The sequence below is a fragment of the Pseudoalteromonas sp. Isolate3 genome (assembly GCF_022398505.1).
Taxonomy (GTDB): Bacteria; Pseudomonadota; Gammaproteobacteria; order Enterobacterales; family Alteromonadaceae; genus Pseudoalteromonas; species Pseudoalteromonas apostichopi.
Genome location: NZ_JAKEVN010000003.1, coordinates 18,779 through 34,153 on the forward strand (window position 1 = coordinate 18,779; position 15,375 = coordinate 34,153).

At 42.0% G+C, this 15,375-nt stretch carries 11 protein-coding genes; 4 read left to right on the plus strand and 7 right to left on the minus strand.

Annotated elements, in window-relative coordinates; genetic code table 11:
• The first annotated feature begins 85 nt into the window (after positions 1 to 85).
• A complete protein-coding gene (locus L1D46_RS01405) occupies positions 86 to 1,231 on the plus strand; it encodes a patatin-like phospholipase family protein (RefSeq protein WP_130051036.1) in 1,146 nt (381 codons plus the stop codon).
• Here the strand turns inward: L1D46_RS01405 and L1D46_RS01410 are convergent, their stop codons facing one another.
• Entirely contained in the window at positions 1,232 to 3,205 is a 1,974-nt protein-coding gene (locus tag L1D46_RS01410) for a monovalent cation:proton antiporter family protein (protein WP_167658367.1), read from the minus strand.
• A 139-nt stretch (positions 3,206 to 3,344) separates the two neighbouring features.
• Between L1D46_RS01410 and L1D46_RS01415 the strand changes: the two genes are divergently transcribed.
• Positions 3,345 to 4,241: a GGDEF domain-containing protein gene (locus L1D46_RS01415; RefSeq protein ID WP_167658368.1), complete on the plus strand. Its 897-nt coding sequence runs from the start codon at positions 3,345 to 3,347 to the stop codon at positions 4,239 to 4,241.
• A 25-nt stretch (positions 4,242 to 4,266) separates the two neighbouring features.
• Here the strand turns inward: L1D46_RS01415 and L1D46_RS01420 are convergent, their stop codons facing one another.
• The 6 genes from L1D46_RS01420 to lpxB form a co-directional block, all read right to left on the minus strand.
• A complete protein-coding gene (locus L1D46_RS01420; RefSeq protein WP_130051033.1) occupies positions 4,267 to 4,611 on the minus strand; it encodes a hypothetical protein in 345 nt (114 codons plus the stop codon).
• Positions 4,604 to 5,914: a tRNA lysidine(34) synthetase TilS gene (tilS, locus tag L1D46_RS01425; RefSeq protein WP_239976614.1), complete on the minus strand. Its 1,311-nt coding sequence runs from the start codon at positions 5,912 to 5,914 to the stop codon at positions 4,604 to 4,606. Before tilS ends, L1D46_RS01420 begins: the two co-directional genes overlap by 8 nt.
• A gap of 90 nt (positions 5,915 to 6,004) precedes the next feature.
• Complete coding sequence (accA, locus tag L1D46_RS01430; protein WP_130051031.1) at positions 6,005 to 6,961, minus strand: acetyl-CoA carboxylase carboxyl transferase subunit alpha; 957 nt, start codon at positions 6,959 to 6,961, stop codon at positions 6,005 to 6,007.
• 16 nt (positions 6,962 to 6,977) lie between these two features.
• The gene (gene dnaE, locus L1D46_RS01435; RefSeq protein WP_130051030.1) at positions 6,978 to 10,469 is read right to left on the minus strand and encodes a DNA polymerase III subunit alpha; all 3,492 of its coding nucleotides are present in this window, start codon (positions 10,467 to 10,469) and stop codon (positions 6,978 to 6,980) included.
• Entirely contained in the window at positions 10,469 to 11,074 is a 606-nt protein-coding gene (rnhB, locus tag L1D46_RS01440) for a ribonuclease HII (protein ID WP_130051029.1), read from the minus strand. The genes dnaE and rnhB overlap by 1 nt, the downstream gene beginning before the upstream one ends.
• Positions 11,064 to 12,221, minus strand: a complete 1,158-nt coding sequence (gene lpxB / locus L1D46_RS01445; protein WP_178927204.1) for a lipid-A-disaccharide synthase — start codon at positions 12,219 to 12,221, stop codon at positions 11,064 to 11,066. Before lpxB ends, rnhB begins: the two co-directional genes overlap by 11 nt.
• 427 nt (positions 12,222 to 12,648) lie before the next feature.
• On the opposite strand from lpxB, the gene L1D46_RS01450 reads away from it, so the two are divergent.
• Together L1D46_RS01450 and cydB are read left to right on the plus strand one after the other, a co-directional pair.
• Positions 12,649 to 14,235 carry a cytochrome ubiquinol oxidase subunit I gene (locus tag L1D46_RS01450; RefSeq protein WP_130051027.1) on the plus strand — a complete coding sequence of 529 codons (1,587 nt, stop codon included), beginning with the start codon at positions 12,649 to 12,651 and terminating at the stop codon, positions 14,233 to 14,235.
• Complete coding sequence (gene cydB / locus L1D46_RS01455) at positions 14,232 to 15,371, plus strand: cytochrome d ubiquinol oxidase subunit II (RefSeq protein ID WP_130051026.1); 1,140 nt, start codon at positions 14,232 to 14,234, stop codon at positions 15,369 to 15,371. Before L1D46_RS01450 ends, cydB begins: the two co-directional genes overlap by 4 nt.
• Positions 15,372 to 15,375: the final 4 nt, after the last annotated feature.

The following is a 15,375-nucleotide window of genomic DNA, read 5'->3' on the forward strand; positions in this document are numbered from 1 at the left end:
GCCTTGAGCTAATCTTTGCTTCTTCTAGCTTAAAGACTTACAGTTGATAAATAAAGTAAAGACGCACAACTATTTAAATGCAACCATGAGCAGTAAGTTAAAAAAAACACAACACTCTAAAATCGCTTTATTACTAACAGGTGGTGGCGCACGAGCGGCTTATCAAGTCGGTGTACTTAAAGCGATAACGCAAAGCATGCCTCGAACAGCACCGCTGCCCTTTACTATTATTAATGGGACATCAGCTGGCGCAATTAATTCCGCAGCATTAGCTTGTTATGCATCTTGTGCTCACTTAGCATGTAAAAAACTTGAATGGGTTTGGAAGAACTTTTCTACTTCTCAAGTATATAAAAGTGACTTTTTAAGTGTGTTTTTGCATATTACTCGCAACATGCTGACAAGCTTTCAATCTGAACATATAAACCACCCACCAGCGAGCTTATTAAACAATAAGCCACTTAGAAAACTACTGCACGAAATACTCGATTTATCGCGTATTGAACGAAACCTACATAAAAACTATTTAGATGCAGTTTCAATTACGGCTTCAAGTTATACCACTGGCGACTCTGTAGCGTTTTTTCAGTCACTGACACAAAATCCTTGGCGCAGAGCAAAGCGTGAAGGCCAAGCAACCCGCATTAATGTTGAGCACTTAATGGCATCAAGTGCCATTCCTATGGTGTTCCCAAGTGTAAATGTTTATAACCACTATTTTGGTGACGGCTCTATTCACCAACTCTCGCCGCTTAGCCCGTCAATACATTTAGGTGCTGAGAAAATCTTTATTATTGGTGTTGATGAGCCAAAAGAGTTGCACCCACCGGGTTATCAACCCCATTACCCAGGTCTTTCTAATATTGCTGGTCACTTACTCGACAGTGTGTTCACAGACACGTTACAGTCTGATTTAGAGCGCTTACAACGTATCAATCGCACTTTGAGCCTATTGCCTGCCCGCGACAAGCACCAGGAACTAAAACAAATCGAAACATGCGTCATCAATCCATCGCAAAACTTCAATGCGATTGCTGCTCAGTTTTATGATGATATGCCCATGGCAATCAAATTACTACTGCGCATGATAGGTGTGAAAAAGCGTTCTCAATCAAGTTTAACCAGCTACTTGCTCTTTGAGAAACGCTATACCCAAAAGCTAATTGAAATTGGCTACCAAGATGGTCTCAATAAACTACCAGAAATTCGCAAATTCTTAGAGTTGGAGTAGCTACTCCATACCATCGAGTAAAAAGCGCTCTACCCGCTCTACTCGCCGAGGTTTACCTTGGAGCACTAAAATATCGCCGGCCAGTAAAATAGTTTGTGGTGAAGGAGCGTCAATTTCGCGGTCTTGTCGGCGCAGTGCTCTAACCGACACGCGGCGCTGCTCAAGCTTTAGCTCGCTAATTTTCTGATTTACCGCATAAGCATGCTCAGGCAACGCAATAACATGCAGATACTCAAGTCTGTCTGAGCTCGCCTCTTCACCATCAAGTTTATCACCAGTGAAAAAACCATGTAGAAACTTATAGCGATTACGCCTTTCTTTACTAACACGGCGAATAATTCGCGTCATCGGCACGCCAGACATATAAAGCACATGTGACACCAACATTAAGCTTGCTTCCAGCGTCTCTGGCACAACTTCAGTAACACCAAGCTCTTTAAGGGTTTCAAGTTCTGTATCATCACGCATCCTTACAAGTATTTTAACATCAGGCGCAATTTGTTTAATGGCATCTACAACTATTTGAGTTTGCTCAAAATCTGTAAAAGTAATGATCACTAGTCTTGCACGCTCTACACCCGCTGATTTTAAAATATCTTTTTGATTTACATGGCCAAATATAACAGGCTCGCCAGCTGCTTTAGCTTCTTGCAGCAAGATAGGGTTACTTTCTACCGCTACATACTCAATAGCTTCAGGTTTTAAAAAACGTGCAACAGTTTGGCCTACGCGAGAAAAGCCACAGATCACCACATGATTTTGATACAAAGGACTGCTGGTCGCAGGCTGTTGCCAGTACTGACCTGTGTGGCTCAAAAGACCCAGTTTTTTAAGAATAAGGGGTGTTTTATCAATGAGGTAAGGCGTTAACGCCATTGAAAGCACGCCAACTGCAATTAAAAATGAAGCTTGCTCTGAGCTTATTAATAAATGCTGCGAAGCAAGCGCTATTAATACAAAACCGAACTCCCCCATTTGCCAAAGCATTATACCTGCCGATACAGCATCTTGCTTACGTTCACCCATCACTTGAGCAGAAATCGCGAGCACTGCAATTTTAAACAGTAACAAGCCAATTAATACGGTGATGATCCAGTACCAGCTATTTAGCACATAAAGCACATCTAACTGCATACCTACAGTAACAAAAAATAGCCCCATTAAAATATCGCGAAAAGGCCTAATATCGGCTTCTAATTGGTGTCGATAATGACTTTCACCCAACATCATACCAGCTAAGAAAGCCCCTAACGCCATTGATAAGCCAAATAAGTAAGTTAGACCTGCGGCAAATAAGGCAACCAGTAAGGTCGTTAGCATAAATAGCTCATCGGTTCTTACTAGCGCTATTTCGCTAAACACTTTAGGTAAAATCCACTTACCTATACCAAACAACAAAATACACACCAAGGCACCTTTGGTGAGAGCAAAAGCAAGTGCGCCAACAATTTCTTCAGAGCCACTTTGAGCTAGTAAAGGATAAACAATGAGCAGAGGAACAACAGCAATATCTTGAAATAGCAACACCCCGATTGCCAGCTGACCGCGGCGCTGATTTAAATCTCCTGATTCTTTAAGCAACTTAACCACCACCGCCGTTGAAGACAGTGCCATCAAACTGGCAATAGTAAAACTATTTAAAAGGCTGTGCTCCAACAATAGTAAAACCAGCATAAACACAATACTGGTTACCACCACCTGCAAGGATCCAAGGCCAAATACAATGTTGCGCATCGCCATTAAACGCGGCAATGAAAACTCAAGCCCTAAACTAAACAATAAGAACACAATGCCTAGCTCAGCAACAAAATGCATTTCATGGCTTTGCGCCATCCAGCCTATACCATGACTACCCGCCAACAAGCCTGTAGCAAGATAAGCAAGAATAGGTGGTAAACCAATTCGTTTGAAGAACCAAACAAATAATACGGCAGCGACGAGCAAGCCAAACACTTGAATCAGCACATTTTGCAAGCAATAAACTCCTTTCTACTTGATGATAAAGCTGTACCCTCCTTTAAATATAGCAACCATCTGTTTTTCAGCCAGTTTAAAAATGTGGCACAAATCTCGCTAAGTATGAGTATCTAAACACTCCGGGGGGAGAATTATCATGGAAAATGTCCATATTTTGACGCAGCGGGTGTCTGCGCGAGGCGAGTTTCTGCCGTTTTCGGCAGAGCATTACCGAATAAATGAAACGAATAATCCACAAGACTTGGTCGCGAGGTTACAAACCACGTTATCAATCGAAGAAATTTTGACTATTTTTGCCGAGCACGCAAAACAATTAATCAATTTATCTGGGTTACAGTTTCAATCTGCGCTCGGAGTGTCACAAAGTGCTGGAAGCGATACCAGTCAAACACCCTACTCTTTTGATTTAGATATCGAAAGTGAACGATTAGGGCAATTAATTTACTTTAGCCAATTTCCTATGGGCAAGGCAATTGAAGCTAAACTAAAAATGCTTCATGCAGTCCTTGTTTATCCGTTACGTAACGCACTTATGTACACCCGCGTATTACGCTTGGCTACTAAAGATGCACTTACTGGCTTAAACAACCGTAGTCAATTTAATGACAGCTTGGCACAAAAATTAGAGCGTTGCCGCCGACAACATCGTCCGTTTAGTTTAATGCTGCTTGATTTAGATAACTTTAAACAAGTTAACGATACCTATGGTCATAAAATTGGCGACGATGTTTTACAAGAATTTGCTGAAGTTTTGCGTTGCAGCGTGCGTGGAACAGACTCAATTTTTCGCTTTGGCGGAGACGAATTCGCGTTATTAATTGATGACCCCGAATTTACAACCAATAAAGTGGTTGCAGAACGCATTATGAAACTAGTAGAAGATTCCAGCTTAATGAAAAAATATAGTGTTTCTTCTAGTATTGGTTATACACTCGCCAATAACCAAGACTGCGAAAATGAAGTATTCGCACGTGCTGATAAAGGCCTTTATAAGGCAAAAGCAGCAGGCAGAAATTGCGCACGAGCTTACTAATCAAGTAAAAGCCTAGCATCCCCCGCTAGGCTTTTTTGTTTATAAATTTATAACCAAGTAGTACTAACCAAAAACCAGCAAAGAAGCCAGTTAATAAGTAAAGCAAGGCAGCCATGTTGGTAAGGGGCGATACCATCACTAAAGCCAATGGCGTAAGCACGCCTAAAATAAAGAAAATACCGCCTTTACCTGACCAATAGCCTAGCAGCAATATTGAACAAACTATGCCGCCAGCTAGCGCATAAAAAAGTGTGTTTAAAGTCAGTTCTGTATAGGCAAAACCAGCAATAACAGCCACTAACACAGATAACACAAAGCCTAGTGGTGCTTTATTAACTAGCGATAAACCTACATGTGGTTGTTCACTCATAGGGTGTCTCCCAGATAATTCCATCTTCAACACTGTGCTGCTCACTAACAAAGTAGCCAACAACTTGCACAAGTTGATCATTATAAAAAATAAGTGGTGTCTGCGCACGAAGCCAAGGGGCAACTTTGGCATCTTTAAACCAATGTTTTAAGGTATTTGAGCCAGGTTTATGCAAAGGCTTTATGCGCGCTTGTGGTTTATTAAATTCAACCCTTACTCGCTCATCTTTTTGAGGTTTCCTAGCACCTTTGCCCGCTTTGACAATTAATTTGCGGCCATCTGTAAGTTCAACGCTCTGCAAAGCAATATCCATTGCCTGTGGTATTGCTTGCTCCGTCACAAAGTACAAATATTGCTGATGACGACGAACATCGCCGCTTTGCAAACAGATTTTCAACTGCGCATCGGCTTTTGCCGTTAAGCCTTGCTCGATAATTTGCTGCAGTTGATTTTCAGAAGGTAACTGATACGTAAACTGATTAAGCCACACACGCACTAGGTTAGCTTGTCTGGGCTTACTAAAATCAGCAATTGCCGCACAACTTAAGCCTTTATTCTTATTTTGACATTTTGCAAGATCGTTTTGGGTATACTCATCAAGTAACGATTGCTGTTGCTGTAACAGTCGAATACTACGCGCTGCACTTTTTTCAAAGCCTTGAAAGCGTTCAGTTAAAGTAGGCATTACCTGATGACGTAAAAAATTACGGTCAAAGCGTTCATCAACATTTGAGTCATCGGTGATGTGGGTAATGGCAAACTCATCGGCAAACTGCTCTATTTGCTCACGAGTAATATCTATCAGTGGCCTAAAGCAAACTCGCCCAGAAGCTAATAATCGCTTTTGTTGCATCGATGCCAAGCCCTGTAAGCCAGAGCCGCGTTTAAGCCGTAATAAGAAAGTTTCAAGTTGGTCATTTAAGTGCTGACCAAGCAGAATTACACTACCAACCAAACAGTGCTCATCGAGAGCTTGGTATCTTGCCTCTCGCGCTTGTGCTTCGAGTGAAGTGCGCGAGCGTTCAATAATTTCAACCTGCAACGCTTTAAATGTCACACCTAGCTCTTCGCATAGCGATTTACAAAATACTTGCCACTCATAAGCATGTTCACTCAAACCATGATTAACATACACGGCTTCAAGTTCAAGTTCAGGATGCTGTTTTCGAGCTAAGCTCATTAGATGTAATAACACGACAGAGTCAACACCACCTGATAAGGCGACACTAAAGTAGCGTTGCTGAGCGTTCAGCAAAGGCTGTAATTGTGCTAAAAAATGGTGATATAAACCTGATGTTTGCATTAATAACCAATGAGTATATAAGCGCCTGAGTTATCGGCATTATAAAACAAAAAAAGCCGCAAAAGCGGCTTTTTTCATTTATTTGCTGTGTTAGCAATAACCAAACGACATTAAACGCTTGTAACGCTGATCAAGCATTTCATCAAGTGAAAGGCCCTGTAACTCAGCAAGATCACGCTTAAGTTGGTTTTTAAGGTTACGAGCCATGGCATCATAATTGCGATGTGCGCCACCTAGCGGCTCATCAATTACGTTGTTGATTAAATCAAGCTCTTTAACACGTGCAGCAGTTACACCCATTGCTTCTGCAGCTAACGGTGCCTTGTCTGCGCTTTTCCATAAGATTGATGCACAACCTTCTGGTGAAATAACTGAGTAAGTGCTGTATTGCAACATGTTAACGCGGTCACCCACACCAATTGCTAATGCACCACCAGAACCACCTTCACCGATCACAGTACAGATGGTTGGTACTTTTAATGCAGCCATTACTTTAAGGTTACGAGCAATAGCTTCACTTTGACCACGCTCTTCTGCACCAACACCTGGGTATGCACCTGGCGTGTCGATGAATGTCATGATTGGCATTTTGAAACGCTCAGCCATTTCCATTAAGCGTAGTGCTTTACGGTAACCTTCTGGCTTTGGCATACCAAAGTTGCGTTTAATTTTTTCTGCAGTATCACGACCTTTTTGTTGGCCAATAACCATCACTGGTTGACCATCAAAACGTGCAACACCGCCTAAAATAGCTGGGTCGTTAGCAAAAGTACGGTCGCCTGCTAGTTCGTCAAATTCCGTGAAAATACGCTCGATGTAATCACGAGTATAAGGACGCAACGGATGACGGGCTAACTGAGAAACCTGCCAAGCACCTAATTCAGAGAAAATTTTCTCTTTCATTTCAGCACTTTTCTCTTTTAATCGACTGACTTCCTCTTCTAATCCAAGGTCTAATTCGCCAGCGCGGCTTACATTTTGTAATTCTTCAATTTTTGCTTCTAATTCTGCAATTGGAAGCTCAAAATCAAGATAATTGAGGCTCATGCTCTAAACTACCTAATTAATTAAATTCTAGTTCTACATCTTGCGCCGCCATAAGCGATAACTTGTGAATTAAGTCATCGCTCGGCGTAACACACCATTCGGTTCCTAAAGTAATCTCAGCCAACGCATCCGGACGTTGATAGAATACTTTAATAGGACAAGTACCAAACTTATAAGGTTCCAGTACTTTTTGTAAATTATCGAAGAAGTTCGCCTCGATCTGCACCATATTTAAGGTCATTTTAATCGCTTTTATACGTTTTTCTCGCGCCTCAGCGATGGTGCATATGTCTCTAGCGGTCATTGTAATGCCACCGGAGAAGTTATCAAAGCTGACCTGTCCTGATATTACCAAGATATTGTTTACTTGCAGCAAATCTTGGTACATTTCAAACTGTTCTGGGAATAAGCGTACATCAATACGGGCACTCTTGTCATCTAAAGTTACAAGACCCCAACGATTTCCCTTTTTGTTTATCAGGGTTCGGGCAGAAATCACTAAGCCTGCAGCTGTGGACTGCACATCGCGATTAGTTGGCTGTAAATCGACTAGTCTTCCCGTTGTATAGTGTTTTAACTCTTTACGATACTGATTAATTGGGTGGCCAGTTAAATACAGGCCTAAGGTTTCTTTCTCACCATCAAGCCACTCATTGTCGGTTAAATCAGTTGCTTTAATGAATGCTTGTTCAACTTCATCTGGCTCTGTCGCAAGTAAACCAAATAAATCTGCCTGCCCTAGTGACTCAGCCTTATGATGCTGATCGGCTGCTCGCATTGCATCTTTTAAACTAGCCAATAAGGTAGCACGACCAGGCTGTGTTTTATCTGGGCCGAGTTGATCGAGTGCTCCGGCATAAATAAGCTTTTCAACAACACGCTTATTTAAACGCTTTAAGTCAACACGGGCACAAAAATCAAATAAGTCTTTAAACGGACCACCTTCGCTACGAGCTTCTAAAATAGCTTCAACAGGCGCCTCACCGACCCCTTTAATCGCACCGATACCGTAGACAATTTCACCTTGTAGATTAACCGTAAACTTGTACTCACCGGCATTTACATCTGGTGGAAGCAAGGTCAGTTTCATGTTTTCACATTCATCTACCAAGGTAACAATTTTATCGGTGTTATCCATATCCGCCGACATTACCGCAGCCATAAACTCTGCTGGGTAGTGGGTTTTCATCCACAGTGTTTGGTACGATACTAAGGCATAAGCAGCTGAGTGAGATTTGTTAAAACCATAACCTGCGAACTTCTCTACCAAGTCGAAGATTTTCATTGCAAGTTCGCCGTCAACTCCGTTATTAACAGCTCCTTCTTCGAAGGTTGAACGTTGCTTTGCCATCTCCTCTGGCTTTTTCTTACCCATAGCACGACGCAACATATCAGCGCCACCTAGCGTATAACCTGCTAGAACCTGCGCAATCTGCATTACTTGTTCTTGGTATAGAATGATACCGTAGGTTGGCTCTAATATTGGCTGCAGACTTTCATGTTGCCATTGAACATCTGGGTAGGATATTTCTTCTCGACCATGCTTACGGTCGATAAAGTTATCTACCATGCCTGATTGCAATGGACCTGGGCGGAATAGTGCTACCAGTGCGATCATATCTTCGAAACAGTCGGGTTTCAGACGGCGAATCAAATCTTTCATACCACGAGATTCTAGCTGGAATACCGCGGTGGTTTCGGCGCGTAGCAGTAACTCAATACTTGGCTTATCATCAAGAGGAATAGCGTTGATATCAACCGGCTCTTTCCCCTCTCGGGCTAAGCGCTCATTAGTCATATCAAGCGCCCACTGCAAGATAGTTAACGTTCTTAGACCTAAGAAGTCGAACTTAACTAAACCTGCCGTCTCAACATCGTTTTTATCAAATTGCGTTACTGGGAATTTACCTTCATCATCACAATAAAGGGCCGCAAAGTCAGTGATAGTAGTTGGAGATATTACAACACCACCAGCGTGTTTACCGGCATTACGTGTACACCCTTCAAGGATGCGACACATATCGATAAGTTCTTTTACCTCTTCATCACCGTCGTAGGCTTCTTGTAAACGTGGCTCAACATCAAAGGCTTTAGCTAAGGTCATACCCGGATCGCCCGGTACTAATTTCGAAATACGATCAACAAAGCCGTAAGGGTGACCTAATACACGGCCTACGTCCCGAATAACCGCTTTTGCGGCCATGGTACCAAAAGTGATGATCTGAGATACCGCGTCACGACCATAAAGCGCCGCTACGTGATCGATTACCTCATCGCGTCGGTCCATACAGAAGTCGACGTCAAAGTCGGGCATTGAGATACGCTCAGGGTTCAAGAAACGTTCGAATAGTAAGTCAAATTCTAACGGATCAAGGTCGGTAATCTTTAGTGCATAAGCAACTAGCGAACCCGCACCAGAACCACGCCCTGGTCCTACCGGAATATTGTTATCTTTACTCCACTGGATGAACTCCATTACGATCAAGAAGTAACCAGGGAACCCCATTTGGTTGATTACCTCGAGCTCTATTTTTAGACGCTCATCATACTCAACACGTTTTTCTTTACGCTCTTGCTCATCGGGGAATAAAAACTGTAAACGCTCTTCAAGACCATCTTCAGAAACCTTTACCAAGAAGTCGTCAATTTTCAGCGATCCAGTTGGATAATCTGGTAAGAAGTAAGTCCCTAGCTGCACGGTCACATTACAGCGCTTGGCAATTTCAACGGTGTTTTCTAACGCTTCTGGAATATCGCTAAATAGCTCAGCCATTTGCTCCGCTGTTTTAAGATATTGCTGCTCAGAAAAGCGTTTTGGTCTACGTTTATCTTCTAATGTGTAACCGTCATGGATTGCAACTCGGATTTCGTGGGCTTCAAAGTTTTCTGGTTTTAAAAACACTACTTCGTTAGTTGCCACCACGGGTAACTGCTCTTTTGCGGCAAGCTCAACAGCTAGGTGTAAATAGTCTTCTTCTAAAGCACGCTCAGTACGAATAAGCTCAATGTAATAATGATCGCTAAAATGCTGCTTATAAAAGCTAACTACCGATTCAATGAGCCCAGGGTTACCTTTTAATAGGGCTTTACCTAAGTCACCATCTTTCGCACCAGATAATAAGATTAGGCCATTTTTGTGCTCCACCAGCCATTCACGGTCAACCACAGGGCGATGAAATAAATGTCCGCGCTGATATGCTTTAGAGATCAATAAAGTAAGGTTTTTATAGCCTTCGTTATCTTTCGCTAAGATGGTAATACGACTAGGTTCGTCTTCAAATTCAGGGCTTCTTAACCAAAAATCAGCGCCGACAATTGGCTTAATACCGGCACCATGGGCAGCACCATAAAAACGCACCAAACCACATAAGTTCATCTGATCGGTAATAGCCAATGCAGGCATTTGCAGCTCTTCTGCTTTAGCTACAATCGGCTTAGTTTTAGCTAGACCATCCACCATTGAGAAATCTGAGTGAACACGTAAGTGAACAAATTGCGGCGCTGGCATTACAGTTGCTCTCCTTTTAACGCCAAAATGCGCTGAACAGGTTTAAAGCTTTTACGATGTTCTGCAATTGCACCGTATTGTTCGAGTGCCGCAAAGTGCGCTTTAGTCGGATAGCCTTTGTGGCCTGCAAAGCCATAATCAGGATAACGCTTATCAAGCTCAATCATTTCATCATCACGGGCAACTTTAGCTAAAATAGAAGCAGCTGAAATCTCTTCGACCAAGCTATCGCCTTTTACTACCGCCTGTGCTGGAACTGTCAGTTGGCTTGGCACACGGTTGCCATCAATAAAAACAAACTCAGGTTTAACACTTAAGCCTTCAACTGCGCGACTCATTGCTAGCATAGTGGCGTGCAATATATTTAATTCGTCAATTTCACTTGGGCTACAGCGACCAATGGCATAACACAGCGCTTTTTCTTTTATTTCTGCAGCCAATAATTGACGTTTTTTGTCTGATAACTTTTTAGAATCGGTTAAACCTGCAATAGGCTTATTTGGGTCGAGTATCACCGCAGCGGTAACAACATCACCGACCAATGGACCACGGCCAACTTCATCTACACCAGCAATATAATTAACATTCGGTCGTTCAATTTGCATTTAGTAACTCCGCGACTGCTGCTGCAGCTTGTTCATTGGCATTTAATCTTATGTCTTTATGGATGGCTAAAAAGCGCGCTTTTAGTTCACTGTTATCCGTATTCAACATAGGTGTTAGCGCAGCTGATAAGTTATCAACATTACACTCTGCTTGTAGGTATTCTGGTACTAGTTCTTCATTGGCTAATAAGTTAGGCAACGAGAAATATTTAATGTTAAAAGTGAATAATGTTTTGAATATCCAATAACTCATAGGCTTAATTTTGTAGCCCACGACCATCGGCTTTTTATACAACATGCCTTCAAGTGTTGCGGTTCCTGAGGCAAGTAAAATGGCATCCGCTGCTTGCATTGCAAGGTTTGACTGACCATCCAATAATTGCAGTTTTAGCTCAGGAGCTGTTTTTTCTAAAATTTCACAAAACTGTGCTTTTCGTTTCTCATTAACTAATGGCACCACAATTTTAAGATCAGGATTTTGTGCTTGTAGTTTAGATGCCGTTTCGATGTAGGTTTCGCTTAAAAGCCCCACTTCAGAACCACGGCTACCCGGTAATAACGCTAGCACTTTATCTGTTTGTGCTAAACCAAGTTTGTTACGAGCCTCGGTTTGGTCATGCTCAAGTGCAATATCATCGGCAAGCGTGTGCCCAACAAAAGTACATGGTACACCGTGTTTATCGTAAAAGGCTTTTTCAAACGGTAATAATGCCAACACTAAATTTGTGGCTGCACTGATTTTATGAATACGTTTTTCACGCCACGCCCACACTGATGGACTAACATATTGTACTGTTTTAATGCCTGCTTCTTTTAGCGGTTTTTCAACACGTAAATTAAAGTCAGGCGCATCAATACCAATAAATACATCCGGTGGATTGTCGATAAAATGTTGCACCAATTGTTTGCGTATTTTAAGTAAGCGAGGTAACCGGCCAAGTACCTCAACTAAACCCATTACCGATAATTCATCCATATCGAATAATGTTTTACAGCCAGCCGCTTGCATACGCGGGCCCGCAATCCCTTCAAATATGGCATCCGGAAAACGGCGTTTAAGTGCTTTTATTAGCCCTTCACCTAAAATATCACCAGATAACTCACCTGCCACCAAGGCAATACGTAACGGCTTTGTATGTTCTTTCATTCGTTGATAATTCGCAACTTTTGGCACTAATAAAAATGAGTTTACCGTGTTTTAGCAGTCGGATAAATGTCACAGAGTTAATAAATACTAGAAATCGAAATTAGCATGCTTACTTGCTCAATGATTGAGCTTCTTAAGCGTTAAGCGCGAATCGCGCAAGTTTATTGCCGCTTGCTAAAAAAATATATGAAAAAGAATAAAATAAGCCATAGCTAACAGGCTTTTTATAACGATTAAATATTTGAAATTTTAGAGTTTTATCTCTAATCTGTAGAAAAGATGAACATAATTAATTCATCTTTATTTCATATTTTCCTATTGACTAAAATGAATACAGGTTTACTATTTGCAAAGTTTCAATAATTACTGAAACTTTATAACCGATAATTTGTCGTGTCTACCGCACCCGCTAACAAGGAGCTTAACAATGATAGATGAAACATTTGTGGATCTATCGCGATTGCAATTTGCAATCACTGCCCTATTTCACTTCCTATTTGTCCCACTTACCTTAGGTATGACGTGGATTTTGGTGATCATGGAATCCGTTTACGTGATGACTGGTCGAGAAATTTATCGTGATATGACTAAGTTCTGGGGTAAGTTATTTGGTATTAACTTTGCGATTGGTGTTGCCACAGGCCTTACCATGGAGTTTGAGTTCGGTACCAATTGGTCTTATTACTCTCACTATGTGGGCGATATTTTTGGTGCACCACTGGCGATTGAAGGCTTAATGGCTTTCTTCTTAGAATCAACTTTTGTGGGTATGTTCTTTTTAGGCTGGGAACGACTGACACGACGCCAGCATCTTGCTGCAACCTTCTTGATGGCATTAGGTACTAACTTATCTGCGCTATGGATTTTAGTAGCAAATGGTTGGATGCAGAACCCGGTAGGTGCTGAATTTAATTACCAAACCATGCGTATGGAAATGACCAGCTTTGCTGAATTGGTATTTAACCCAGTCGCACAAGTTAAGTTTATTCATACCGTATCAGCAGGCTATGTTGCAGCATCTATGTTCGTACTTGGTATTAGTAGCTGGTACATCTTAAAAGGTCGCGACCTTGCTTTTGCAAAACGCTCGTTCTCGGTCGCTTCAGGTTTTGGTTTAGCGTCTATTCTTTGTGTTATTTTACTTGGTGATGAATCTGGCTACGAAGTTGGCGAGGTGCAAAAAGTAAAACTCGCTACCATTGAAGCTGAGTGGCACACCGAAGAAGCCCCTGCTGCATTCACACTGGTAGGTATTCCTGACTCTGAAGAGCAAGTAACCCACGCTGCTGTTAAAATTCCATATGCGCTAGGTATCATTGCAACGCGCTCAATTGATGAGCAAGTAACAGGCATTAAAGACCTCGAAGCACAGCATGAAGAGCGTATTCGTAATGGCATGATTGCATACGAATACCTAGAGAAGCTTCGTGGTGGTGAAGACACCCCTGAAAACATTGCTAAATTCGATACTTTAAAAGCTGATCTTGGCTATGGTTTGTTACTTAAGCGCTACACACCTAACGTGGTAGATGCAACAGAAGAACATATTCAAAAAGCAGTGAAAGACTCAATCCCTCAAGTTGGCCCTATGTTCTGGTCATTTAGAATCATGGTTGGCTGTGGTGTCATTATGCTTGGCGTATTTGTTCTGGCGTTTTATTACAATGCACACCGTATTATTGAGCAAAAGCGTTGGTTACTCTGGGCTGCAGTATGGAGTATTCCACTTCCTTGGATTGCCATTGAGTTTGGCTGGATTGTTGCAGAATACGGTCGCCAACCTTGGGCAATTTCAGAAATTCTACCGACCTTCTTGGCAACCTCGTCGCTGACGGTGAATGACTTATTGATTAGTATTACTGGTTTCTTAGTATTCTATACAGGTCTAGCTGCAGTTGAAGGCTGGTTGATGCTGCGCTTTGTTAAACAAGGTCCAAGCTCGCTTCATACCGGTAAATATCACCATGAACTTGCCAAAGCGGATTCACTTGTAAGCGAAGGAGCTCAGTCATGATTTTTGATTACGAAACACTAAAACTAATTTGGTGGCTGTTAATTGGTGTATTACTGATTGGCTTTGCAGTGACCGATGGTATGGATATGGGCGTGGCAATTTTGCTTCGTCTGGTTGGTAAAACTGATGTTGAACGCCGTACAGTAATTAACACCATTGGTGCTCACTGGGATGGAAACCAAGTATGGTTCATCACCGCAGGTGGTGCCCTCTTTGCTGCTTGGCCTATGGTGTATGCAGCCGCATTCTCTGGCTTTTACTTTGCAATGATGCTGGTGTTATTTGCGCTATTTTTCAGACCGCTTGGTTTTGATTACCGCTCAAAAATAGATTCACCACGCTGGCGTAATAACTGGGATTGGGGCCTGTTTGCAGGTAGCTTTATTCCAGCACTCGTATTTGGGGTTGCCTTTGGTAACCTATTACAAGGTGTGCCTTATCATATCGATGATCTACTACGTGTTAGCTACCAAGGTTCATTCTTTGCGTTATTGAACCCGTTTGCCATCGTCGTTGGTCTCGTTAGTGTACTTATGCTAGTTGGTCATGCGGGTATGTGGTTGCAACTTCGAACTGATGCAGAAGTAGCAAAACGTTCAGCACAATATGGCCAATATGCACTTATGGCGTTTATTGTATTATTTGCCTTAGCAGGTGTGTGGGTATCTCAAATTGACGGTTATAAAATCGTTAGCATGGGCGATACACAAGGCTTTGCAAATCCATTGGCTAAAACAGTAACTCAGGCACCTGGTGCATGGCTTGATAACTATACAAAAATGCCATTAACAATGCTGTTCCCTGCTCTTGCTTTTATCATGGCTGCACTGGCAATTGTGTTATCTAAATTACAAAAACCAGCGATGGCACTTATCGCTTCAAGCTTAATGCTAGCAGGTGTGATATTGACTGCGGGTATGTCAATGTTCCCGTTCGTTATGCCTTCGAGCAATAACCCAAATATTAGTCTAACTATGTGGGATGCAGTTTCGAGCCATATGACATTAAACGTGATGTTTTTCGCTGCCGTTATTTTTGTACCACTTATTCTTATTTACACGACATGGTGTTATGTGAAAATGTGGCGCAAAGTAACCATCAATGAAATTGAAAACAACACCCACGGTAGCTATTAAGGAG

What these genes read in the sequence shown, in the direction of transcription:
- L1D46_RS01450 (WP_130051027.1), top strand. Translation starts at nt 12,649, where the DNA reads ATGATAGATGAAACATTTGTGGATCTATCGCGATTGCAATTTGCAATC.
- dnaE (WP_130051030.1), bottom strand. Translation starts at nt 10,469, where the DNA reads ATGCCAGCGCCGCAATTTGTTCACTTACGTGTTCACTCAGATTTCTCA.
- lpxB (WP_178927204.1), bottom strand. Translation starts at nt 12,221, where the DNA reads ATGAAAGAACATACAAAGCCGTTACGTATTGCCTTGGTGGCAGGTGAG.
- rnhB (WP_130051029.1), bottom strand. Translation starts at nt 11,074, where the DNA reads ATGCAAATTGAACGACCGAATGTTAATTATATTGCTGGTGTAGATGAA.
- L1D46_RS01420 (WP_130051033.1), bottom strand. Translation starts at nt 4,611, where the DNA reads ATGAGTGAACAACCACATGTAGGTTTATCGCTAGTTAATAAAGCACCA.
- accA (WP_130051031.1), bottom strand. Translation starts at nt 6,961, where the DNA reads ATGAGCCTCAATTATCTTGATTTTGAGCTTCCAATTGCAGAATTAGAA.
- L1D46_RS01405 (WP_130051036.1), top strand. Translation starts at nt 86, where the DNA reads ATGAGCAGTAAGTTAAAAAAAACACAACACTCTAAAATCGCTTTATTA.
- cydB (WP_130051026.1), top strand. Translation starts at nt 14,232, where the DNA reads ATGATTTTTGATTACGAAACACTAAAACTAATTTGGTGGCTGTTAATT.
- L1D46_RS01415 (WP_167658368.1), top strand. Translation starts at nt 3,345, where the DNA reads ATGGAAAATGTCCATATTTTGACGCAGCGGGTGTCTGCGCGAGGCGAG.
- tilS (WP_239976614.1), bottom strand. Translation starts at nt 5,914, where the DNA reads ATGCAAACATCAGGTTTATATCACCATTTTTTAGCACAATTACAGCCT.